16 protein-coding genes and 1 pseudogene are annotated in these 21,930 nt (G+C 72.9%); 14 read left to right on the top strand and 3 right to left on the bottom strand.

What is annotated here, in order from left to right; all coding sequences use genetic code 11:
* Positions 1-254: 254 nt before the first annotated feature.
* From ubiG to ADK60_RS04365, 11 genes are all read left to right on the top strand, one after another.
* Entirely contained in the window at positions 255-974 is a 720-nt protein-coding gene (ubiG, locus tag ADK60_RS04415; protein WP_053643362.1) for a bifunctional 2-polyprenyl-6-hydroxyphenol methylase/3-demethylubiquinol 3-O-methyltransferase UbiG, read from the top strand.
* On the top strand, positions 971-1,921 hold the full coding sequence (locus tag ADK60_RS04410) for a 1,4-dihydroxy-2-naphthoate polyprenyltransferase (protein ID WP_199839594.1): 951 nt from the start codon (positions 971-973) through the stop codon (positions 1,919-1,921). The genes ubiG and ADK60_RS04410 overlap by 4 nt, the downstream gene beginning before the upstream one ends.
* The gene (locus tag ADK60_RS04405; protein WP_234370939.1) at positions 1,918-3,561 is read left to right on the top strand and encodes a flavin-containing monooxygenase; all 1,644 of its coding nucleotides are present in this window, start codon (positions 1,918-1,920) and stop codon (positions 3,559-3,561) included. The genes ADK60_RS04410 and ADK60_RS04405 overlap by 4 nt, the downstream gene beginning before the upstream one ends.
* Positions 3,548-4,009, top strand: a complete 462-nt coding sequence (locus ADK60_RS04400; protein WP_234370938.1) for a DUF2834 domain-containing protein — start codon at positions 3,548-3,550, stop codon at positions 4,007-4,009. The genes ADK60_RS04405 and ADK60_RS04400 overlap by 14 nt, the downstream gene beginning before the upstream one ends.
* Entirely contained in the window at positions 4,006-5,889 is a 1,884-nt protein-coding gene (shc, locus tag ADK60_RS04395) for a squalene--hopene cyclase (protein ID WP_053643360.1), read from the top strand. Before ADK60_RS04400 ends, shc begins: the two co-directional genes overlap by 4 nt.
* On the top strand, positions 5,886-7,352 hold the full coding sequence (locus ADK60_RS04390) for an FAD-dependent oxidoreductase (RefSeq protein ID WP_234370937.1): 1,467 nt from the start codon (positions 5,886-5,888) through the stop codon (positions 7,350-7,352). Before shc ends, ADK60_RS04390 begins: the two co-directional genes overlap by 4 nt.
* A gap of 157 nt (positions 7,353-7,509) precedes the next feature.
* Positions 7,510-8,706 carry an FAD-dependent oxidoreductase gene (locus tag ADK60_RS04385; protein ID WP_053643358.1) on the top strand — a complete coding sequence of 399 codons (1,197 nt, stop codon included), beginning with the start codon at positions 7,510-7,512 and terminating at the stop codon, positions 8,704-8,706.
* A gap of 146 nt (positions 8,707-8,852) precedes the next feature.
* Complete coding sequence (locus ADK60_RS04380) at positions 8,853-10,841, top strand: ricin-type beta-trefoil lectin domain protein (RefSeq protein WP_053643356.1); 1,989 nt, start codon at positions 8,853-8,855, stop codon at positions 10,839-10,841.
* A 141-nt stretch (positions 10,842-10,982) separates the two neighbouring features.
* Positions 10,983-11,450 carry an SRPBCC family protein gene (locus ADK60_RS04375; RefSeq protein ID WP_045943444.1) on the top strand — a complete coding sequence of 156 codons (468 nt, stop codon included), beginning with the start codon at positions 10,983-10,985 and terminating at the stop codon, positions 11,448-11,450.
* A 152-nt stretch (positions 11,451-11,602) separates the two neighbouring features.
* Positions 11,603-15,160, top strand: a complete 3,558-nt coding sequence (gene dnaE / locus ADK60_RS04370; protein WP_053643354.1) for a DNA polymerase III subunit alpha — start codon at positions 11,603-11,605, stop codon at positions 15,158-15,160.
* A gap of 146 nt (positions 15,161-15,306) precedes the next feature.
* Complete coding sequence (locus ADK60_RS04365) at positions 15,307-15,957, top strand: LysE family translocator (protein WP_053643352.1); 651 nt, start codon at positions 15,307-15,309, stop codon at positions 15,955-15,957.
* Between the two features lie 72 nt (positions 15,958-16,029).
* Here ADK60_RS04365 and ADK60_RS04360 read toward each other — a convergent pair whose 3' ends face one another.
* Positions 16,030-16,557, bottom strand: a complete 528-nt coding sequence (locus tag ADK60_RS04360; protein ID WP_053643350.1) for a GtrA family protein — start codon at positions 16,555-16,557, stop codon at positions 16,030-16,032.
* Between the two features lie 158 nt (positions 16,558-16,715).
* A complete protein-coding gene (locus tag ADK60_RS04355) occupies positions 16,716-17,738 on the bottom strand; it encodes a PI-PLC domain-containing protein (RefSeq protein ID WP_234370943.1) in 1,023 nt (340 codons plus the stop codon).
* 334 nt (positions 17,739-18,072) lie between these two features.
* On the opposite strand from ADK60_RS04355, the gene ADK60_RS04350 reads away from it, so the two are divergent.
* Both ADK60_RS04350 and ADK60_RS04345 read left to right on the top strand, forming a co-directional pair.
* Positions 18,073-19,428: a hemolysin family protein gene (locus ADK60_RS04350; RefSeq protein WP_053643348.1), complete on the top strand. Its 1,356-nt coding sequence runs from the start codon at positions 18,073-18,075 to the stop codon at positions 19,426-19,428.
* On the top strand, positions 19,425-20,456 hold the full coding sequence (locus tag ADK60_RS04345) for a hemolysin family protein (RefSeq protein WP_053643346.1): 1,032 nt from the start codon (positions 19,425-19,427) through the stop codon (positions 20,454-20,456). The genes ADK60_RS04350 and ADK60_RS04345 overlap by 4 nt, the downstream gene beginning before the upstream one ends.
* A 78-nt stretch (positions 20,457-20,534) precedes the next feature.
* On the opposite strand, the gene ADK60_RS04340 is transcribed toward ADK60_RS04345, so the two are convergent.
* Positions 20,535-21,182 carry a TetR/AcrR family transcriptional regulator gene (locus ADK60_RS04340; RefSeq protein WP_053643344.1) on the bottom strand — a complete coding sequence of 216 codons (648 nt, stop codon included), beginning with the start codon at positions 21,180-21,182 and terminating at the stop codon, positions 20,535-20,537.
* Between the two features lie 185 nt (positions 21,183-21,367).
* On the opposite strand from ADK60_RS04340, the pseudogene ADK60_RS44480 reads away from it, so the two are divergent.
* Positions 21,368-21,930: pseudogene (locus tag ADK60_RS44480) on the top strand (hypothetical protein); the annotation flags it as partial.

Genomic DNA, 21,930 nt, shown 5'->3' with positions numbered 1-21,930 from the left:
CACCCTCGGCGCGACCGGCGCGCGTCACCGACGTGCGTCACCGACCCACGTGACCGACCCGCGTCACCGGCCCGCGCCACCGGCCCGCGCCACCGACGTGCGTCACCGACCCACGTGACCGACCCGCGAGCCGAAGCCGCCCTGGGGCGTCCGCCCACCACCCGACCGACCCGCCCAGCGGAGCCGGGGCCGGGGCCGCGCCACGCCGTGCGCGCGGCCCCGGCCCGGACCGCTGCCCGTTCAGAAGGAGCGTCGTGCCAGCAGTACGCAGCGACTTCATCACCGACTACGACCCGCTCGCCGACGCATGGTGGGACCCCAGGGGCCCGCTCGCGCCGCTCGGCTGGATCGCCCGCGCCCGGGCCGACTTCGTCCCGGCCGCTCCCGCCGCCCGGCACGGTCGGGGCCGGCTGCTGGACATCGCCTGCGGGGGCGGACTGTTCGCCCCGCACCTGGCCGACAAGGGATACCGGGTGTTCGGCGTCGACCTGTCGTTCCAGTCCCTCCGGCAGGCCCGCGCCCACGGCTACGACGTCACGGTCCGGGCCGACATCGCCCGGCTCCCGTTCGCGGCGGAGTCCTTCGACGTGGTCACGGCCGGGCAGTGTCTGGAACACGTGCCCGACCCGTACGCCGTGCTCGCGGAGGCGTGCCGGGTGCTGCGGCCCGGGGGCACCCTGATCGCCGACACCATCGCCGACACCAGGGTGGCCCGACTGGCGGCCGTCACCCTCGCCGAGAACCTGCCGCTGCCGGGCCGGCCGCCCCGCGGCACCCACGACCACCGGCTCTTCGTCAACCGCGAGCGGCTGCTCGCCACCGCGCGGGCCCACGGCGTGGAGCTGCGGCTGCTCGGTCTGCGGCCGCACCTGCGGGACGGCCTGCGCTTCCTGGCCGGACGCCGCGAGGACGTCCGGATGGTGCCCACCAGGTCCACCGGTGTGCTCTTCCTCGCGGTGGGGAGGAAGCGGTGACCGCCCCCTCCTCGCCCGCCCCCTCCTCCCCCGCCGTCCCCTCGCCCGCGCCCGCGCCGGGGCGCCACGCGCGGCCCCCCGGCGGCGCCGTGCGCGCCTGGCTGGTCGGCGCCCGGCTGAAGACCCTCCCGGTCACCCTGGCGCCGATCGCGGTCGGCACCGCCGTCGCCGTCCCGGACGGCCTCCCCGACGGCCGGCGCACCGCGCTGACCCTGGTGTTCGCCCTGGGCTTCGTGCTCGGCACCAACTTCCTGAACGACTACAGCGACGGCATCCGGGGCACCGACGACCACCGGCTCGGCCCCGCCCGGCTGGTCGGCTCCGGCCGGGCCTCCCCCCGGCAGGTCCTGCGGCACGGACTGGCCCTGTACGGCGTCGCCGTCGCAGCCGCGGTCGTCATGGCGGTGACGGTCAGCTGGTGGCTGCTCGGCCTCGCCGCCGTGTGCGCGCTCGGCGGCTGGTTCTACACCGGCGGCTCCCGGCCGTACGGCTACCGCTCCCTGGGTGACGTGAGCATCTTCGTCTACCACGGCGTCATCGCGGTCTGCGCCACCGCCTTCATCCAGCTCGGCCGGCTCCCGCTGCTGGCGCTCCCGGCGGGCGTGCCGATGGGCCTGCTGGCCTGCGCGCTGCTGACGACCAACAACCTGCGCGACATCCCGACCGACACCGAGGCCGGCAAGGTCACCGTCGCCGTCCGCCTCGGCGAGGGGCGCACCCGGATCTACTACGCGCTGCTGGTCGCCTCGGCCTTCGCCTCGGCGGCGGCGCTGGCGGCCGCCCGCCCCTGGGCGTTGCTGGTGCTCGGCGCGGCCCCGGTCGCGGTCCGACCGCTGCGCCGGGTGCTGGGCGGGGCCCGGGGCCGCGACCTGATCCCCGCGCTGGAGCACACCTGCTGGCTGCTGCTGGCCTTCGGGACGCTGCTGACGACGGGTCTGGCCCTGTGAGCGCCGCCGAGGCGGGGCAGCAGCACCCCGGGGCGCCCGACCACGAGGTGCCAGACCACGAGGTGCCAGACCACGAGGTGCTGGTGATCGGGGCCGGCTTCTCCGGCATCGGCACCGCCGTCGGGCTGCTGCGCGCCGGCATCGACGACTTCCTGCTGCTCGACGAACAGGACGACATCGGGGGCTCGTGGCACGCCAACCGCTATCCCGGGGTCGCCGTCGACATCAGTGCCTTCTCCTACTCCTTCGCCTTCGAGCCGCACCCGGCCTGGTCGCGGGCCTTCCCGCCGGGCGCGGAGCTCAAGGCCTACGCCGACCACTGCGTGGACAAGTACCGCCTGCGCTCCCGGCTTCGCCTGAACTCCCGTGTGGTACGGGCCGATTACCGCGACTCCGGGCACCTGTGGGAGGTGCTGCTGGCCGACGGCACGGCGCTGACGGCGCGGTTCGTGGTCTGCGCCACCGGGTGGCTGACCCGGCCGAAGACCCCGGAGCTGGCGGGTCTCGACCGCTTCGCCGGCCCGGTGGTGCACACCGCGCGCTGGGACTCCTCGCTGGACCTGCGCGGCCGCCGCGTGGCGGTGGTCGGCACCGGCGCCTCGTCCGTCCAACTCGTCCCCGAGATCGCCCCGTTGGTGGAGCAGCTCGACGTCTACCAGCGCACGCCCACCTGGGTCTTCCCCAAACCCGACCTGCCCGTCCCCGCGGCCGTGCGCGGCGTGTTCGCCCGGGCGCCGTGGACCCAGCGGGCGGTCCGGCTCGCCACCGACACCGCCACCGAGCTCTCCTTCGTCATCGCCATGATCCACTACCGGCGGTTCCCCTTCCTGGTCCGCGGCGGAGAGGCGTTCTCCCGGCTCTATCTGCGCCAACAGGTGCGCGGTGACCGGGAGTTGATGGAGGCACTGGCGCCGTCGTACCGGCTCGGCTGCAAGCGGCCCTCCTTCGGCAAGGGCTACTGGCGGGCGTTCACCCGGGACAACGTCCGGCTGGTCACCGACCCGATCGCGCGGATCACCGAGGGCGGCGTGCTGACGGCGGACGGCACCGAGCGGGCGGCCGACGTCCTGGTCCTCGCGACCGGCTTCCACGTCCTGGACAACCTGCCGCCGTTCCCGCTGTTCGGCCAAGGGGGTCGGGAACTCGGGGAGTTCTGGGCGAGCGACCGGTTCCAGACCTACGAGGGCAGCTCGGTGAAAGGCTTCCCCAACCTCTGGTTCATCGTGGGCCCGTACTCGTTCACCGGCGGCTCCTGGTTCGGCATGATCGACTACCAGGTCACCCATCTGCTGCGGGTGATCGGCGAGGCCCGCCGCCGGGGCGCGACCCAGGCGGTGGTGCGGCCCGAGCGGCACGACGCCTCGTTCGCGAAGGTGCTGCGCCGGCAGCGCGACACCGTCTTCGCGGACGCCGGCTGCCGCGGGACGAACAGCTACTACTTCGACCGCCACGGCGACGCGCCGGCCGTGCGGCCCGCCTCCACCTACGAGGCGGCGTGGCGGGCCCGCAGTTTCGACCTCGACGACTACCGGTACGAGCGGGTCCGCAGCGGTGGCACGGCCGCACCGGCCACGGCAGCACGGGACACGACCGTGCCCGCCGCCGTGCACCCGGAAGGGGCACCGCGTGCGACCGCCTGAGCCCCACCAGCGGGACCGCCGGCTGCGCCTGATGTACGCGCTGTGCGGCGGCGCCGGCTTCCTGGTCATGGCGACGATGGCCGTCACGTTCGTCGTGCGCAACGCCGACGCGGGCCCGTGGGGCGTGATGCGGAACTTCCTGCGCGACGCCACCGGGAACCTCGCGTCCGACTTCGTCTACGCGGACCTGGCACTGACCTGGGCAGCGCTCGGGGCCTTCATGGTGGTCGAGGCACGGCGGTGGCGGATCCGCCACGTCTGGGCCTACATCGTGGGCGCGCCCGCGCTCGCGCTGGTCGTGAGCTTCTCCGTCTTCATGTACGTCCGCCAGTCCCGGATCGCCGCCGCACGCGGCGCCGTCCCCGTCCCCGACTCCCCCGCCGCCACCGGCTTCCCCACCGCCACCGTCCCCGCCACCGTCCCCGCCTCGAAAGGGCCGCAGCGATGACCACCACCGACGCCCCGGGCATCCCCGGCACCGTCGAACACGCCCTGGCCCTGGCCGCCGACGCGCTCCGCCGACGCCAGGACGCCGACGGCTTCTGGAAGGGCGACTTCGAGACCAGCCTCATCGGCGAGGCGGGCGAGGTCGTCCTGCGCCACTACCTGCGCCTGTCCGACGACGGCACGACGGCCGCCGACGCCCGGACCATCCTCGCCGAGCAGAGCCCCACCGGCGGCTGGGCCGCCTACCACCAGGGCCCTGACGAACTCCTGCTCTCGGTCTTCTGCTACGTCGCCCTGCGCCTGGCCGGCCACCACCCCGACGAGCCGCCGATGCGCGCGGCGGCCGCCTCGATCCGGGCCGGCGGCGGCATCGAGGCCGTCGACAACCTCCTCATGCTCGCCTGGCTGGCCGTCATCGGCCTCTGGCCGTGGAGCGACATCCCGCTCGTCCCGCCGGAGATCGTGCTGCTGCCCAGCCGGTTCCCGGGGAACATCTACCACTTCGGGGCCGCCGCCCGCGGCATCGTGGTCGCCAACAGCCTCTTCATGGCGAGCCGCCCCGTCGTGCCCGCCGGATTCGACCTCCGCGAACTCTTCCGCCGGCCCGACGCCCGGCGGCTGCCGAGGTCCCTGCCCGTCCGCTGCGCGACCGCCCTCAGCCACTGGTACGCCCGCCGCCCGGTCCGCGCCCTGCGTCGCCGGGCGATCGACAAGGCCACCCGCTGGCTCGTCGACACCCAGGAGACGGACGGCAGTTGGGGCGGCAACTGGCCGCAGACCGCGAACGTCCTGATGGGCCTGGACGCGGCGGGCGTGCGCCGCGACCACCCGAGCGTCGTCGCCGCCCTGTCCGCGCTCGACCGCTACGTGGTCGAGCGCGACGGGCAGCGCCGGATCGAGATGTGGACCTCCGTCGTCATGGACACCGCCCTCGCCCTGTCCGCGAGTGCCGCGGCCGGCGGCCCCGGGGCCGGGGCGGCCGACGGACCGGCCGTCCGCTGGCTCCTCGACAACCAGGTCACCGAACTCGGCGACTGGGCGGTGCTGACGAAGGACCCCGTCCCCGGCGGCTGGCCCTACGAGTTCACCAACAACGCCAATCCCGACGCCGACGACACCGCCTTCGCCGTCGTGGCGCTGCGCCGGGTCCGGCCGCGCGGCAGCGACCCGGCCGTCGACGAGGCCTGTCGGCGCGCCCACCGCTGGCTGCTGTCCCAGCAGTGCGAGGACGGCGGCTGGGCCGCCTTCGAACCGTTGCGCTGGCGGCTGCCCGGCCGCTCCCGGCTCGCCGAGATCGGCTTCCTGGAGGCACCGTCCGCCGACGTCACCGGCCACGTCCTGGAAGCGCTCGCCGCCGACGGCCACGCGGAGACCCCCGCGGCCCGCCGCGGCGTCGAGTGGCTGCGCCGCCAGCAGCGCCCGGACGGCTCCTGGCCCGGCTGGTGGGCCTGCTACCACCTGCACGGCACCAGCGCCGCCGTCACCGGCATGGCCGCCTGCGGGGTGCCGCCCGGCGACCCGGCGCTGCGACGGGCCTGCGAGTGGCTCCTCGCCCACCAACGGCCCGACGGCGGCTGGGGCGAGTCCGTCCGCGCGCTGCACGACCCCGAGTGGATCGGACGGGGCGACAGCACCCCCTCCCAGACGGCCTGGGCCCTGTTGGCGCTCGTCGCCGCCGGACGGGCCGACAGCGCGCCGGTGCGGGCCGGCCTGGACTTCCTGGTCCGCACCCAGCAGGCCGACGGCGACTGGGCCGAGCCCTGGCACACCTGGGTGGTGCACCACGACGGCCTGTACTGGCGCGACAGCCTGCTGCGGCTGATCTACCCCGTGCTCGCCATGGCGGCGCACCGGGCCGCCGTCGACGGAGGTGCGGCGTGACGGCGGACACCGACCCGGGCACGCGGGAGCGCGAGGACGTCACCGTCGTGGGCGGCGGCCTCGCCGGCATGACGGCGGCCTGGACGCTGCGGCGGCTCGGCCTCCCCGTCCGGCTGCTCGAAGCCTCGCCCGAACTCGGCGGCATGGCCGGCTCCCGGGTGATCGACGGCCGGACCGAGGACCACGGCGTCCACATCTTCCCCGCCTGGTACCGCAACACGCTGCGCCTGGTCGGGGAACTCGGCCTCGCCGACAACCTGCGCACCGCCCGCAAGTTCCACCAGCTGCTCCCTGGAACGGAGTTCCGCACCGCCGACACCCCGGCCGCCGACCGGCTGCTGTTCCTCTACGGCGTGCTCGACCTGCTCGCCCAGGACTACCGCGCGGGCGACGAGTCCCTGCACGACTTCCTGCGCGGACGCCGCTACCTCTCCCCCGCCGCGATCGCCGACATCGAGCACCTCTTCGTCGCCTCCAGCGCCGCCGAGAGCACCGCGGTCTCGGCGGCCGGGTTCCGCGGCAGCATCGCCGCCTTCGTCCGCCACCCCGGCCGGGTCCGGATGCCGCGCGGCGACCTCCAGCACTGGTTCATCGGGCCCTTCCGGCAACGGCTGGAGGCCGCGGGCGTCGAGGTGCTGACCGGGCGCGAGCTCACGGCGGTGACGACCGACGACCACCGGGTGCGCACCCTCACCCTGCGCGGCCCGGCCGGCGCCGACACCGACATCGAGGAAGCGGTCACCGGCCAGCTGGTCCTCGCGGTCCCGCACGGCCGCCTGGCCGCCCTGGGACCCGGGATCACCGGGGCGCTGCGCCCGGCGCACGGGATCCTGGAACTGACCTCCCGTCCGCTGGGCGCCCTCCACCTGTACCTGCGCCGCCGTCTGCCGGGACTGCCCGACGAGCACATCCGCCTGGTCGGCTCACCGCACGCGATCACGCTGATCGACGTCGGGCAGACCTGGCCCGGGCACCGCGACAGCCTGCTCAACTGCGTCGTCGGCCGGGTGGCCGCGCTCCGGCACCTCGCCGACGACGAGGCCGTCAAGATCCTGGTGGAGGAGCTGATGACCTATCTCCCCGGCCTCGACTGGGAGGACATCGAGCACATCTGCTACCAGCCGCACTCCTCGTCCCCCTTCCACGCGCCCGGACCCGGCTCGGCCCGCCACCGGCCGCAGGCCTTCACCGCGTTCGCCGACCTCCACCTGGCCGGCGACTTCTGCGCCGCACCGGCGGGTGTGGCCGGCATGGAGGCGGCGGTCCGCTCGGGCCTGCTGGCGGCCGAGTCGGTCCGCCGCAGGCTGCGGCCCGAACTGCCGCCGGTGCGCGTCGAGACGATCGGCGACGTCCCGGCGCCGGTCGCCCGGCTGCTGCGGGCGGCACTCGGTCCGGCCGTCGCCGCCGTCCGGAGGCGGTCCGGCGGGAACGGATCCGGCGGGAACGGGTCCGTCCGGCGGTAGCCGGTTCCCGTCCGGTGGAGACCCCACCGGGCGGGAACCGGCCGCGCGGGAAGCACGGACCACGGGGCACGCGCACGGAGCACCAGACACGGAGCACGGGCAGCACGGACCACGCGGTGCACCCAGCTCGTGGTGCACGGACACACGGGGGAACGACATGATCCACGCACTCGTCGCCGGAGGCGGCATCGGCGGCCTGGCCACGGCCCTGGCGCTGGCCCGCACCGGCCACCGCGTCACCGTCCTGGAGCGCCAGGACGCCTTCACCGACATCGGCGCCGGCATCCAGATCGCGCCCAACGGCTTCCACGCCCTGAACCGGCTGGGCGTGGGCCGGGCCGTCCGCGACCGCGCCGTGCTCGTCGACGAACTGCGCCTCATGGACGCGACCACCGGGCGCGAGCTGGTCGCCCTGCCCGTCGGCGGACGCTACCGGCAGCGCTTCGGCGACCCGTACGCGGTGGTCCACCGGCGGGACCTGCACACCCCACTGCTCACGGCATGCCGGGCGGTCGGGACCGTCGACCTGGTGGCGGGCGCCGGGGTGCGGCGCCACCACCAGGACGCGCACCGGGTGACCGCCACCACCGCGGACGGCCGGACCTTCTCCGGCGACTTCCTGGTGGGCGCCGACGGCATCCGCTCCACCGTCCGGGCCCAGCTGCTGGGCGACGGCCCGCCCCGCCCCTGCGGGCACACCATCTACCGCACCCTCGTCCCCATGGAGCGGGTGCCGCGGTGGCTGCGCCGCAACGCCGTGACGCTGTGGGCCGGCCCCGGCTGGCACGTGGTCCACTACCCCGTCGCCGGCGGTTCCTGCCTCAACCTCGCCGCGGTGCTCGACGACGGCGCCGCCGAGGCCGTCTCGGGCCGCCCGGCCGAGCGGGCCGCCGTCCTGCGGCGGTTCGCCGACCCCGGCCCCGTCCCGGGCGCGCTGCTGCGGCTCGGCGAGGACTGGCGCCGGTGGGTGCTGTGCGACCGCGACCCGGTCGACGTCTGGACCCGCGGCCGCGTGACGCTGACGGGCGACGCCGCCCACCCGATGCTCCAGTACGCCGCCCAGGGCGCCTGCCAGGCCCTGGAGGACGCCGTCGTCCTCGGCGACCTGCTCGCCGACGCCCCGACCGCCGACGTCCCCCAGCGGCTGGAGCGCTACAACGCCGCCCGCCGCGAGCGCACCGCCCGGGTCCAGCTGCTCTCCCGCGAGATGGGCGCCCGGCTCTACCACCCGGCCGGCGCGGACGCCCGGGCCCGCGACGCGCTGCTGCGCCCGCTCGACGAGGACGCGCTCCACCAGCGGGTCGCCTGGCTGCACGGCACCCCCGTCCGGGCGGACGCCGGCGGGGGCGGGTAGGGCCTGTCCCTGCACGAAAGGGCAGAGCTCCCGGCCCCGCCATATGGAAGCCGTCAGGACCGGCCGCGCGGCGGATTTCCGCGCCTATCGTCCTTCTCGGTCGAGACGAAAAAGGTCTCCGATGCGAGCAGAAAGACGATTCCGCCATGAAAACCCTGTCCCGCCTGAAACGCGCTTTCGCCTGCGGGGTCACCGCCGTCGCCCTGGTCGGCGGCCTCACCGCGCAGTCCGCCCAGGCCGCGCCGTCGCCCGGTTATCCGGTGGACAAGACCTGCGGGACCCCGGCCGTGCCGGGCGGCGGCAACTGCATGACCTCGCTGATCAGCTCCGGCTTCGACATGATCCGGGCGATGCGCGGCGCCGCCAACGCCAACAAGCTGGACAACGCGGAGTTCACGCAGAAAACCGCGGCGCAGCTGAGCCAGAAGTTTCCCGGGTTCAATGTCCTGGTGTTCAAGACCGTGGGCACCGACATGTACGACACCGAATGGTTCACGAACGAGCACAAGGCCGATATGAAGGGGGTGCTGATCGACACCACCTACAAGCTCAACCATTTCATGAACAAGGAGGAGCAGAAGGATCCCTCGGGTTACGACAAGTTCCGGATCTGGGTGTTCCAGGGCGAGTCGACCTTCCGCAACCGGGGCGACGGCGGCTACATGAACTGGGCGTTCGTCGGCAACGACGGCGACAGCGTCAAGAAGGAGTCGTGGACCTGCCGGTCGGGCACCGCCCGGCCCTACAAGTGCGACGGCGACGTGCGCACCCTGCACTTCCCGGCCCGCTCCGGCTACGGCAGCAGGACGGGCAGCCTGACCCCCGACGTCAGCGCCCCCGGCTACCACGCCTGCCTGGACGTCAGCGGCAACGGCACCGCGAACGGCACCCCCGTGCAGATGTGGGAGTGCAACGGCGGCGACGCCCAGAAGTGGACGTACAACGGCTACAAGCTCCGGGCGGCCAACGGCAAGTGCCTGGACCTGGCGGACAACAGGGCCGCCAACGGGAACAAGCTCCAGGTCTGGGACTGCCTGGAGATCCCCGGCCAGCGCTGGCACATGTCGCCCAGCGGCGGCCTGCGCCACATGACGGACCAGGACGACCGGTCCAAGGACGTCTGCATCGACGACTACAGCGGCCGCACCGCCAACGGCAGCTCCGTGGTGGCCTGGGCCTGCGGTTCCGAGAGCAACCGCGACGCGCCCAACCAGAACTGGGCCTGGGGCGGCACCCCGCCGACCACCAACCCGACCAACCCCACCACGCCGGGTAACGGCGCCGATGTGACCCTGAAGCTCGACAACGGCCTGGGCGCCCTCCCCGTCAGCGGCTCCGCCGGTGCCGCCGTGGTCCCCGGGATCCGGGGCGGCAACGAGTCCAAGTGGAAGCTCACCCCGGTGGGCGGCGGCCGCTACCGGATCACCAGCTCCTACGGCCTCGACCTCACCGAGAGCGGCGGCTACATGGCCGAGCTCCAGCCGTGGAGCAACTCCTCCAAGCAGAAGTGGGAGCTCTTCGGCGTCGGCAACGGCAGGTACCAGATCCGGATCTCCGACGACGACTGCCTCGCCCACGACTCCGACTTCAAGCAGCTCGGCGTGTGGACCTGCAAGCGCGGCTGGCAGCAGGAGTGGGTGCTGGAATCGGCCTCCGGCGGCGTGATCACCCCGGGCGGCGGGGGCACGCCGACCGACCCGAAGGACCCGAAGCCCCCGACGGGCGGCGGCGGAGCGAGCGTCCCGACCGAGCGGCCGCTGTTCCTCAAGCTCGACAACGGCCTGGGCGCCACGGCCCCCAACGAGACCGCGAGCTGGGGCGCGCCGGTCCTGGGCGGCATCCTGGGCTACAAGGGGTCCACCTGGACGATCAAGCCGCTCGGGGGTGACCGCTACCGGATCGTCAACGACCTCGGCTACAACCTCACCGAGAACCCCGACACCTACGTGGCCGAGCAGCAGGCCTGGGGCGACACCTCCAACCAGAAGTGGAAGTTCGTCGGCGTCGGCAACGGCAAGTACCGGATCCAGATCTCCGACGACGACTGCCTGACCCACGACTCCGACCACAAGCAGCTCGGCGTGTGGACCTGCGAGGGCGGCTGGAAGCAGGAGTGGTCCCTCCAGCTCCGCTGACGGACGGCGGCCGGGGCCGGTGCCGGGGCGGAAGCCCCCGGCACCGGCCCCGGCACCACGTGCGGGCGGTCCCGGCACCACGTGCGGGCGGTCCCGGCCGGGTGCTTGGTCCCGGCCCGGCGGCGGCGGATGATCCTCGGCATGGAGACACTTCAGCTCACCCAGGACCCGCGGGCGTACGCCTGCATGCTCGTCCGCCGGCCCGCCGACGAGGCGTTCCGGGCGTTCGCCGACCCGGCCGTCACGACCCGGTTCTGGTACAGCGGGAGCAGTGGGCCGATGGTGCCGGGCGCCGCGCTGCGCTGGGAGTGGGAGACGTACGGGGCCTCGGCCGAGGTCAAGGTCCTGGAGGTGGCGGAGGGGCGTCTGATCCGGTTCGAGTGGGGCAACTACGACCGGCCGACGACCGTCGAGCTGAGGTTCACCCCGCGCTCGGCGGAGGCCGCCTTCGTCGAGGTCACCGAGACCGGTTTCCGGGGGTCGGGGGACGAGACCCTGCGCTGGGTGAACGACACCGTCGGTGGCTTCACCACCACGCTGTGCGCGATGAAGGCCCTGCTGGAGCACGGCATCGAGCTCAACGCCGTGCCCGACCACCACCCGGCCTGACCCCGTCCCCACTGCTCCTCGACCCGGCTCCTCTCGCCGGCTCCCCGGCCCGATCGACCGGCGCGCACGACGCCCCTGGCGTGTCGCGCGCGCCGACCGACTAACCTGGACCGCTTGCCCGTACCGCCGTCCCGCTTGAGGAGCCCAGCGCCGTGTCCGACAGCTTCGCGCACCTGCACGTCCACACGGAGTACTCGATGCTGGACGGGGCCGCGAAGAACGGCAAGCTCTTCGCCGAGGCGGAGAGACAGGGCATGCCCGCCATCGCGATGAGTGACCACGGCAACATGTTCGGCGCCTACGAGTTCTTCCACGCCGCCGCCAAGACCGGCGTCAAGCCGATCATCGGCATCGAGGCGTACGTCGCCCCGTCCTCCCGCTTCCACAAGAAGCAGGTGTTCTGGTCGCCCGGCGGCCAGCGGCCGGCCAGCTCCGACGGCGAGGGCGGCAAGGACGTCTCCGGCGGCGGCCGCTACACCCACATGACCATGTGGGCACAGAACGCCACCGGCCTGCGGAACCTCTTCAAGCTCTCCTCGCTCGCGTCGATGGAGGGCTACTACATGAAGCCCCGGATGGACCGGGAGCTGATCGCCGCCAACGCCACCGGCATCATCGCCACCACCGGCTGCCCCTCCGGCGAGGTGCAGACCCGGCTGCGGCTCGGGCAGTACGAGGAGGCCGTCAAGGCGGCCGGCGCCTACCAGGACATCTTCGGCAAGGAGAACTACTTCCTGGAGCTGATGGACCACGGCCTGTCCATCGAGCAGGACGTGCGCGAGGACCTGCTGCGCCTCGCCAAGCAGCTGAACATCCCGCTGCTGGCCACCAACGACTCGCACTACGTCACCGCCGACCAGGCGGACGCCCACGACAGCCTGCTCTGCGTCGGCGTGGGCAAGAACAAGGACGACCCGAACCGGTTCAAGTTCCAGGGCACCGGCTACTACGTCAAGACCGCCGAGGAGATGCGCGAGCTCTTCCGCGAGCTGCCGGAGGCCTGCGACAACACGCTGGCCATCGCGGAGCGGGTCGAGTCGTACGACGAGGTGTTCACCTACGTCGACCGGATGCCGCAGTTCGACGTGCCCGAGGGCGAGACCCAGGCCTCGTTCCTGCGCCAGAAGATCGCCGCCGGGCTCCAGCACCGCTACGGCGACAACCCGAGCCAGGAGGTGCTGGACCGGGTCGAGCTGGAGATGGGCGTCATCTCCCCGATGGGCTTCGACGCCTACTTCCTCGTGGTCGCCGACATCTGCCAGTACGCCCGGGACAACGGCATCCCGGTCGGCCCCGGCCGAGGCTCGGCGGCCGGCTCGATGGTCTCCTACCTGACCCGGATCACCGAGCTGGACCCGCTGGAGCACGACCTGCTGTTCGAGCGGTTCCTGAACCCCGAGCGCATCAACCCCCCGGACGTCGACATCGACTTCGACGACCGCCAGCGCGACCAGATGGTGCGCTACGTCACCGACAAGTACGGCTCCGCCTACACCGCCCAGGTCAACACCTTCGGCACGATCAAGGCCAAGGCCGCCGTCAAGGACGCCAACCGCATCCTCGGCTACCCGTTCGCGATGGGCGACCGGATCACCAAGGCGATGCCGCCGGACGTCATGGGCAAGGGCGTCCCGCTGGCGGACCTCTTCAACGACAAGCACCCTCGGTACAACGAGGGCACCGAGATCCGCTCGCTGTACGAGAACGAGCCCGATGTCAAGAAGATCATCGACACCGGGCTGGGCATCGAGGGCCTGATCCGCGGCACCGGTGTGCACGCCGCGGCCGTCATCCTCTCCTCGACGCCACTGCTGGATCTCATCCCGCTGCACATGCGGGACAAGGACGGCGTGATCATCACCGGCTTCGACTACCCGTCGTGCGAAGCCATGGGCCTGATCAAGATGGACTTCCTGGGGCTGCGGAACCTGGGCATCATCGATCACTGCATCAAGATCGTCAAAGCCAACCGCGGCGTGGACGTCGACATCGAGAAGATCCCGATCGACGACCCCACCACCTACCAGCTGCTGGCCCGCGGCGACACCCTCGGCGTGTTCCAGCTCGACGGCGGCCCCATGCGCGCCCTGCTCAAGCTGATGAAGCCCACCGAGTTCGCCGACATCTCCGCCGTCTCCGCGCTCTACCGGCCCGGCCCGATGGGCATGAACTCGCACACCAACTACGCGCTGCGCAAGAACGCCCAGCAGGAGATCATCCCGATCCACCCGGAGCTGGAGGCGCCGCTCGCCGACGTCCTCGGCCCCACCTACGGCCTCATCGTCTACCAGGAGCAGGTCCAGCGAGCGGCCCAGGTGCTCGCCGGCTACTCGCTCGGACAGGCCGACCTGCTCCGCCGGGCGATGGGCAAGAAGAAGAAGGAGGTGCTGGAGAAGGAGTTCGTCCCCTTCCACGCCGGCTGCAAGGAGCGCGGCTACTCCGACGAGGCCATCCAGGCCGTCTGGGACGTCCTGGTCCCGTTCGCCGGCTACGCCTTCAACAAATCGCACTCCGCCGCGTACGGACTGGTCTCCTACCAGACCGCCTACCTCAAGGCGAACTACCCGGCCGAGTACATGGCCGCCCTGCTCACCTCGGTCGCCGACGACAAGGACAAGATGGCGATCTACCTGGCCGAGTGCCGGCAGATGGGCATCCGGATCCTCTCCCCCGACGTCAACGAGTCGGTGGTCGACTTCACCGCCGTCGGCAGCGACGTCCGCTTCGGCCTGAAGGCGGTGCGCAACGTCGGCGTCCCGGTCATCGAATCGCTGGTGGCCACCCGGGCGGAGAAGGGCAAGTACACCTCGTTCCCGGACTTCCTGGACAAGGTCGAGCTGGTGGTGTGCAACAAGCGCACCGTCGACTCCCTGGTCAAGGCGGGCGCGTTCGACTCACTCGGGCACACCCGGCTCTCGCTGAGCACCGTGCACGAGTCCGCGATCGACGCCGTCACCGGCCTGAAGAAGCAGCAGGCGATCGGCCAGGACGACCTCTTCGGCGCCCTCGACGCCGAGGAGGGCGGCGGCATCGGGCTGGACTTCCAGCTCACCGACCGCGAATGGCCGCGCCGCCAACTGCTCTCCCTGGAGCGGGAGATGCTCGGTCTCTACGTCTCCAGCCACCCGCTGGACGGCGCCGAGCACATCCTCTCCCAGAACCGTGACACCTCGATCGCCGACCTGCTCGGCTCGGGCCGCACCGAGGGCGAGGTCCGCCTCTCCGGCCTCATCACCGCGGTGGACCGCCGGATCAACAAGGCCGGCAACGCCTGGGCGATCATCACCGTCGCCGACCGCGACGGCTCGGTCGAGGTGCTCTTCTTCCCGGCCACCTACAACCTGATGGCCGAGCAGATGATCGAGGACAACGTCGTCTCGGTCCGGGGCCGCCTCAACGAGCGCGACGGCTCGCTGAGCATCTTCGGGCAGGAACTCACCACCCTCGACGTCTCCTCCGCCGAACTCGGCACCAAGCCCCCGGTCCAGATCACCGTCCCGGCCGCCCGGGTCACCCCCGGGGTCGTCGCCGAGCTCAAGCTCGCCCTCCAGGCCCACCCCGGCGACGTCCCCGTCCGCCTGCTCACCACCGGCTGGGACAAGGACACCCTCTACGAGCTGGGCTTCCAGGTGAACCCGGACAACGGCTTCGCCTCCGACGTCAAGACCCTGCTCGGCAACCGCGCCTGGATGGGCACGAGCATCCGCTGACGGAGCCCGGCGGCGGTGCGGCGAGGCGGGCCGGTGGTGGTCCGACGGCGGGCCGGTGGTCGTACACCGGCCCGCCTCGCCGTGCCGCGCCCCGCCGTGACCTGCTAGGTTCCCTCCCGACGAACGTACGTACGGGGGGCAGCACTGTGGTCGGACTGGGAGCAATCGCGGGAATCGCACTGGTGGAACTCGGCATGGTGATGACACCGGGGCCGAACATGATCTACCTGGTCTCCCGCTCGATCGCCCAGGGCCGCCGGGCCGGGCTGACCTCGCTGGCCGGGGTCGCCCTCGGCTTCCTGGTCTACCTGTTCGCGGTGTCCGCCGGGATCGCCACCGTCTTCGCGCTGGTGCCGGAGATCTACCTGGCGGTCAAGCTGGCCGGGGCCGGCTACCTGCTGTGGCTCGCCTGGAAGGCCGTCCGGCCGGGCGGGCGCTCCGCGTTCGCCGCCCAGGAGCTGCCGCACGACGGGCCCCGCAAGCTCTTCCTGATGGGCCTGCTCACCTGCCTGCTCAACCCCAAGGTGGCGATCCTCTACATCTCGCTGCTGCCGCAGTTCGTCGACCCCTCGCGCGGCCACGTCGGCCTGCAGGGCGTGGTGCTGGGGCTGACCCTGATCGTGGTCGGGGTCGCGGGCAACGCCTTCTTCATCGTCACGGCCGGCTCCGTCGCCGGGTTCTTCTCCCGGCACCCGCTCTGGCAGCGCGTGCACCGCTACGTGGTGGGCACCGCCCTGGCCGGCTTCGCCGTCCGGATCGCCACCGAGCGTTCGGGCGCGGCGGTCGCCCTGCGCTGACCGCAGCGCCCGCCCGGTGCGTTCGGCACCGCTCGGGCCGGCGCTCGCGTGGCGCCCGGCCCGGACCGGTGCTCAGGCGGCGCGGCAGAGTCCCGTGGGGTCGGCGGCCGCGGTCGAGGCGCGGGCGACGGCCACGTTCAGGGGGCGGGCCGCGGTGGCGGCCGCCGACCGGGTGCGCGCGAAGACGACCAGGCGCAGCACCGCGAACCGGGCGACGCCCGCCAGCGCGGAGGCCGAGAGGTAGACGGCCTGTTCGGCCACCGCGCCGGGCCGTGCCACCACCTGGTGCAGGACGAGCACGGCCGAGCAGGTCACCGCGTACGCGGCCGCCGCCGATCCGGCCGACTGGACGTGCTGGCGCCAGGTCGCACGGCCGCCCGCGCCGAAGGTGAAGCGGGCGTGCAGCTCGGTCGCGAGCAGCGTGGAGACCACGGTGACCAGCGCGTTGACCAGGACCCAGGGGACCTGCGGGAGCCACGCAGCCAGGGCCGCCACGGCGAAGCTCGCGGCCACTCCCACACCGCCGCCACAGACCACGAAGCGGGCGAAGGCGACGAGGCCCCCGACCTCCGCCCGCTCCCGGCGCCGCTCTGCCGCCATGATCCGCCCCCTCCGGTTCCCGCTCCCCGGAACGCGCGCTCCCGGCCGCGGGGCCGGGAGCGCGCGTTCCCCCTTGGCATCAGCATGGCGTAACCAATGGCGCCATGTCCAGTCCGAGTGGTGCCACAGTGGCGCCATGCGCTGGACGAGGGCACCCCCTACCGGAACAGGCGGTCGCCGCTGTTCGCCATCCGATGGGTGCCGCCGTGGCGGTTGACCCAGTCACGGACGAGGTTGACGGCATTGGCGCACTGCCAGCCGCTGTCGTACTCGCGCACGCCGGTGAAGGCGCCGTAGCCGGCGATGATGCCGTCCACCTGGCCGTCGCCGAGGAGCTTGTCGACGTACCACGGGTCGTTGTAGGTGGTCGTCCAGGAGAAGGTGGCCGCGAGCCGGCCGGCAGCCCGGTCGGCGGCGCCCTTCTTCAGTTCGGCGCAGGTGTTCCAGGTGGCCTCGGTGCAGTTGCCGAAGCCCTTGGTGATGTCGCTGTCCCCGTAGTCCATCGCCCGGCGACCGGCCGGGAAGCCGGAGCCGGAGCGGTCGAAGGCGCCGAGCACCTGGTCGCGGGTGCCGGTCGTGGTGATGCCCTCCAACGGGCCGAGCCGGCCCGCCAGGCTCTGCCAGCCCCGGCCGCCGACGTCCGGGGTGCTGCCGCCGTGGTACTCGTAGAAGCCGTAGAGCACCTGGATCCCGGCGGCCGTCAGCCGCTGGGCCTTGTCGCGCAGACCGGCGACGCTGCAGGTGCGGTTGGGCGCCTCGCCGCAGTAGTTGGGGTCCTTGATGTCCAGCCAGACCAGTGACAGCCGGCGGCCCGCGTCGGCGTGGGAGAGGATGCGGTCCAGCATGCTGTCGAAGCTGGGCCCGAGGCGGTTCTCGCCGGCCGAGGAACAGTCGTGCCAGGCGCGCCACTCGTTCGGGTTCCACCAGGCGCAGACGTCGATCTCGATGGCGTTGGCGCCGTGGCCGATCGCGGCGTCCACCCCGTCCAGGGTGTCCACCCGGTGCGCGACGGCGTAGACCGGGCGGCGCGCGTCGGCGGCCTGGGCTCCGGCGGCCTGGGTTCCGGCGGCCTGCGCGGGGGACGCGAGGGCGGTGGTCCCGAGGATCCCGCACAGCGCCACCACCAGGGCGGGCAGCATCCGCAGGCGGGCACCGCGCGGGCGGATGCTGCGGCGAGTCATCGTCACGAGGTCGCTCCCTTCTCGTCGTCCGTCAATCGTCGGTACTTGATTTGTCCGTCCTCCGTCAATCGATATCACCAACCGTGCGTCGACGTACGGTGAACGGCAGGTTCGGCGGAGAATGCGGTGGTGGCCGCACGGGCCGTCAGGCCGGGGCCGCCGAGCCCTTGTGCGGCACCGATTTGCCATTCCTTTACACTTCTGTAGAACCGATCATCCCCTGCCGTAAAGGATTCGCGGACCTCGCGATGGACGAGCCTCCCAGTCACCCTCCAGCTGTTCCCTGCCCGCCCCCTGCCCGTCCTGCGGCCCGGACCGGGGCGGGGGTGACCCGGTGAGCGAGGTGCTCCTGCTGGTCCTGGCCCTGCTCCTGACCGCGGCCTGCGCCCTGTTCGTCGCCGCCGAGTTCTCCCTCACCACCGTGGAGCGCGCCGCCGTCGAACGAGCGGCCGAGGCCGGTGAGCGGGGCGCCGCGACCGCACTCAAGGCCGTCCGGCGGCTCACCTTCCAGCTCTCCGGTGCCCAACTGGGCATCACCATCACCAGCCTGGTGATCGGCATGATCGCGCAGCCCTCGGTGGCCGCGCTGCTCCGCGGACCACTGGAGGCCGTCGGCCTGCCCGAGGCCGCCGCCGAGACCGGCTCACTCGTCCTCGGCGTGCTGCTGTCGACCGTCGTGCTGATGGTCGCCGGCGAACTCGTGCCCAAGAACTGGGCGATCTCCCGCCCCCTGGCCGTCGCCAAGGTGGTGGCCGCCCCGCAGTACTGGTTCTCGGCCGCGTTCGCGCCGTTCATCGGCCACTTGAACAACACCGCCAACCGCGTCGTCCGGCGGTTCGGCCTGGAGCCGGCCGAGCACCTCGCCTCCGCCCGCACCCCGCAGGAACTGGTCGCGCTCGCCCGGCACTCCGCCCGCGAGGGCGTCATGGAGCCGGACACCGCCGAGCTGTTCATCCGCTCGCTCAACCTGCGCGAGCTGACGGCGGAGAACGTCATGAAGCCCCGGGTGGACGTCCAGGCCCTGGCGGAGCACGCCACCGCGGCCGACGTCGCCGACCTCACCCGGGCCACCGGCCTCTCCCGCTTCCCGGTCTACCGGGACAGCCTCGACCACGTCGTCGGCACCGTCCACATCAAGGACGCCCTCGGCGTGCCCGTCGAGCGGCGGGCGAGCCGGCGGGTGTCGGCGCTGATGACCGAGCCGATGCTGGTCCCCGAGACCCTCACCGTCGACCGCCTCCTCGACCGGATGCGCGGCGAGGAGACCCTCGCCGTGGTCATCGACGAGTACGGCGGCACCGCCGGCATCGTCACCCTGGAGGACATCGTCGAGGAGGTCGTCGGCGAGGTCCGCGACGAGCACGACCCCACCGGGACCCCCGACCTGGTCGACCTCGGCACCGCCGACGACGGCCGGCACGGGTGGGACTCCGACGGCATCACCCGCACCGACGAGCTCGAAGCCATCGGCATGCCGGTGCCCGAGGGGCCGTACGAGACGCTGGCCGGCCTGATCGCCGAGCGGCTCGGCCGGATCCCGAGGGTCGGCGACGCCGTCGAGGTGGACGGCTGGACGCTGGAGGTCGGCGCCGTCGCCCACCACGTCGCCGAGCGGGTGCGGATCACCGCCCCCGAACCCGCCGCCTCCCCCGACGACGACCGCCCCGAGCGCCAGGAGGGGAACCGATGACCGCCGTCCAACTGATCATCGGCCTGCTCACCATCGTGGCCAACGCCTTCTTCGTCGGCGGCGAGTTCGCCCTCATCTCGGTGCGGCGCAGCCAGGTCGAACCCCTCGCCGAGGCCGGCGACCGCCGGGCCCGAACCGTCATCTGGGGCCTGGAGCACGTCTCCGCCATGCTGGCCACCGCCCAACTCGGCATCACCGTCTCCTCGCTGGTGCTCGGCATGGTCGCCGAACCGGCCATCGCCCACCTGCTGGAGCCGCCGTTCCACAGCCTGGGCGTGCCGGAGGGCCTGATCCACCCGGTCGCCTTCGTCATCGCGCTGGGGACGGCGACCTATCTGCACATGCTGCTCGGCGAGATGATCCCGAAGAACCTCGCGCTCGCCGCGCCCGAGCGGGCCGCCCTGCTGCTGGTGCCGCCGCTGGTGGCCACCTGCCGGGCGGTGCGGCCGGTGGTCTTCTCGATCAACGGCTTCGCCAACCGGATCCTGCGCCTGCTCAGGGTCGAGCCCAAGGACGAGGTGGCCTCGGTGTTCACCGAGGACGAGCTCGCCCGGATGGTCAAGGACTCCTCGGACGCGGAACTGCTCAGCGCCCGGGACACCGAGCTGCTGCACGACGCCCTGGAGCTGGGCTCCCGGCCCGTCTCCGAGGTCGTCACGCCGCGCGAGCGGATCGTCTTCGCCGGCCCCGGCACCACCCCGGCACAGCTGGAGCAGCTCGCCGCCCGCACCGGCTTCTCGCGCTTCCCCGTGCTCGGCCCGGACGAGCGGGTGGACGGCTATCTGCACATCAAGGACGCGCTCGAACACGACAGCACCCGCGACCGCCCGTTCCCGCCCGGCACGCTCCGCCCGATCGCCCGCGTCCCGGAGGCGATGCCCCTCGACGACGTCCTGACCGCGATGCGCCGCTCCGGCACCCACCTCGCGGCCGCGATCACGACCGACGGGACCCCCCTCGGCCTGGTCACCATGGAGGACGTCCTCAAGGAACTGGTCGGCCCGGCTCCCGCCACCGGGGCCCGCTGACGCTCCACCCCCACGGCCCGTGCCCGGCCCCGCAGTGCGGGGGCGGCACGGGCCGTCGCCTTTCCGGCCGCGCCCCGATCAGTCGGGGCTCTCCGAACTCTCCGAACTCCCGGCGCCCCCGGCGCTCCCGGCGAGGAGGGTGTGCACCGTGGCGGCCATGGCCCGGCGGGCCTGATCCTCGCTCAGGCCGGAGCCGCGCCAGTGGTACCAGGCACTCCAAGTCGTCACCGCGTCCAGGCCGTTGAGCAGGTCCGTGCGCGCGGGCTCGGGCAGCGGGTCGAGTTCGGTGGCGAAGATCTGAGTGAGCCGCAGGCGGGCGAAGTCCAGCATCTGCTGGACGGCCTCCTGGATCCGGGGGGAGGGGTTCTCCAGCCGCATGATGGCCAGCCGGGCCGGGGTGACGCTCTCCAGAATCCGGGCGCGCTGCTCGGCGAGGGCCGCCACCCGCAGATCGCGCGGCCCCTCGGTGGGCAGGGGCCGGATCTGGGTGGCCAGTTGCTCCAGGCGGCGGTTGACGGCCACTTCGGCGAGTTCCGCCATGTCCGCGAAGTGGTGGAACACCAGCCGCCGGGAGACCCCAGCGCGCTCGGCCACCTTGTCGGCGGGGAAGTGCGCCTGGTTCTCGTCGATCAGCGACAGCATCGCGTCGGCGATCTTCTCCCTGGTCCGGCGCCCGCGTTCGGTGCGCCCGTCCGGGCCGGACCCGGTGGCTTCGCCCTGCTTCACGTGGGGCCCCTCCGCCCGCTCTTTGACATCTTTGCACTACGAGTGCAAGTGTACGCGTTGCACGGGGAGTGCAATGAGTTCGGCAAGGGCGCGCGGTTCGCCGTCCACGTCGGCACGCACGAAGGGGCGGTGCCGCCCGCCCCGCGCCCGTCCACTCGGCCAGCCACTCCACCAGGAGCGAAACCTTGCACCCCCGCCTCCGCCGCAGCGTGCCCGCGCTCACCGCCCTCGGCCTCACCGCCGGAGCCGCCGTCCTCGCCGCGCCCGCCGCACAGGCCGCGCCCGACTGCGGGCACGCCCCGGTCCAGTACTCCGTCGACGGGGGCACCCACTGGACGAACAGCGCCGCCATGCCCGCCCCGGCCGCCACCGTCCAGGTCCGACTGGCCGGCGAACCCACCGCCGGCTGCGACTACCACGTCTCACTCGCCTCCTACGCGACCCAGGGTGCCACCTGGGCCACCTCGGGCCTCCACACCCAGCTCGGCCGCGCCACCACCACCCTGAACCGCGCGCACTCCCGGGACACCCTCGACATCAGCGGCCATCTGCCGCCCTGCTTCGGCGATTTGGCGCTCTACAACGGCGAAGGCAGCTACGACGGGAGCGACAGCGACAACCCGCTGCCCCGCTACCCCGGCGAGCCGTACTCGGGCCTGGCCATCGCCACCTGGAACGGCGGAGCCGCGTGCACCTCCCCTACCCCGACCGCCACACCTACCCCCACTCCCACGCCCACCCCCACGCC

This window comes from Streptomyces sp. XY431 (assembly GCF_001279805.1).
Taxonomy (GTDB): Bacteria; Actinomycetota; Actinomycetes; order Streptomycetales; family Streptomycetaceae; genus Kitasatospora; species Kitasatospora purpeofusca.
The sequence above is the reverse complement of the archived record's forward strand: the minus strand, read 5'-3'. Positions and strand labels throughout refer to the sequence as shown.

Coding starts and splice junctions, on each gene's coding strand:
- shc (WP_053643360.1), top strand. CDS start 4,006: ATGACCACCACCGACGCCCCGGGCATCCCCGGCACCGTCGAACACGCC.
- ADK60_RS04385 (WP_053643358.1), top strand. CDS start 7,510: ATGATCCACGCACTCGTCGCCGGAGGCGGCATCGGCGGCCTGGCCACG.
- ADK60_RS04380 (WP_053643356.1), top strand. CDS start 8,853: ATGAAAACCCTGTCCCGCCTGAAACGCGCTTTCGCCTGCGGGGTCACC.
- ADK60_RS04375 (WP_045943444.1), top strand. CDS start 10,983: ATGGAGACACTTCAGCTCACCCAGGACCCGCGGGCGTACGCCTGCATG.
- ADK60_RS04360 (WP_053643350.1), bottom strand. CDS start 16,557: ATGGCGGCAGAGCGGCGCCGGGAGCGGGCGGAGGTCGGGGGCCTCGTC.
- ADK60_RS04355 (WP_234370943.1), bottom strand. CDS start 17,738: ATGACTCGCCGCAGCATCCGCCCGCGCGGTGCCCGCCTGCGGATGCTG.
- ADK60_RS04345 (WP_053643346.1), top strand. CDS start 19,425: ATGACCGCCGTCCAACTGATCATCGGCCTGCTCACCATCGTGGCCAAC.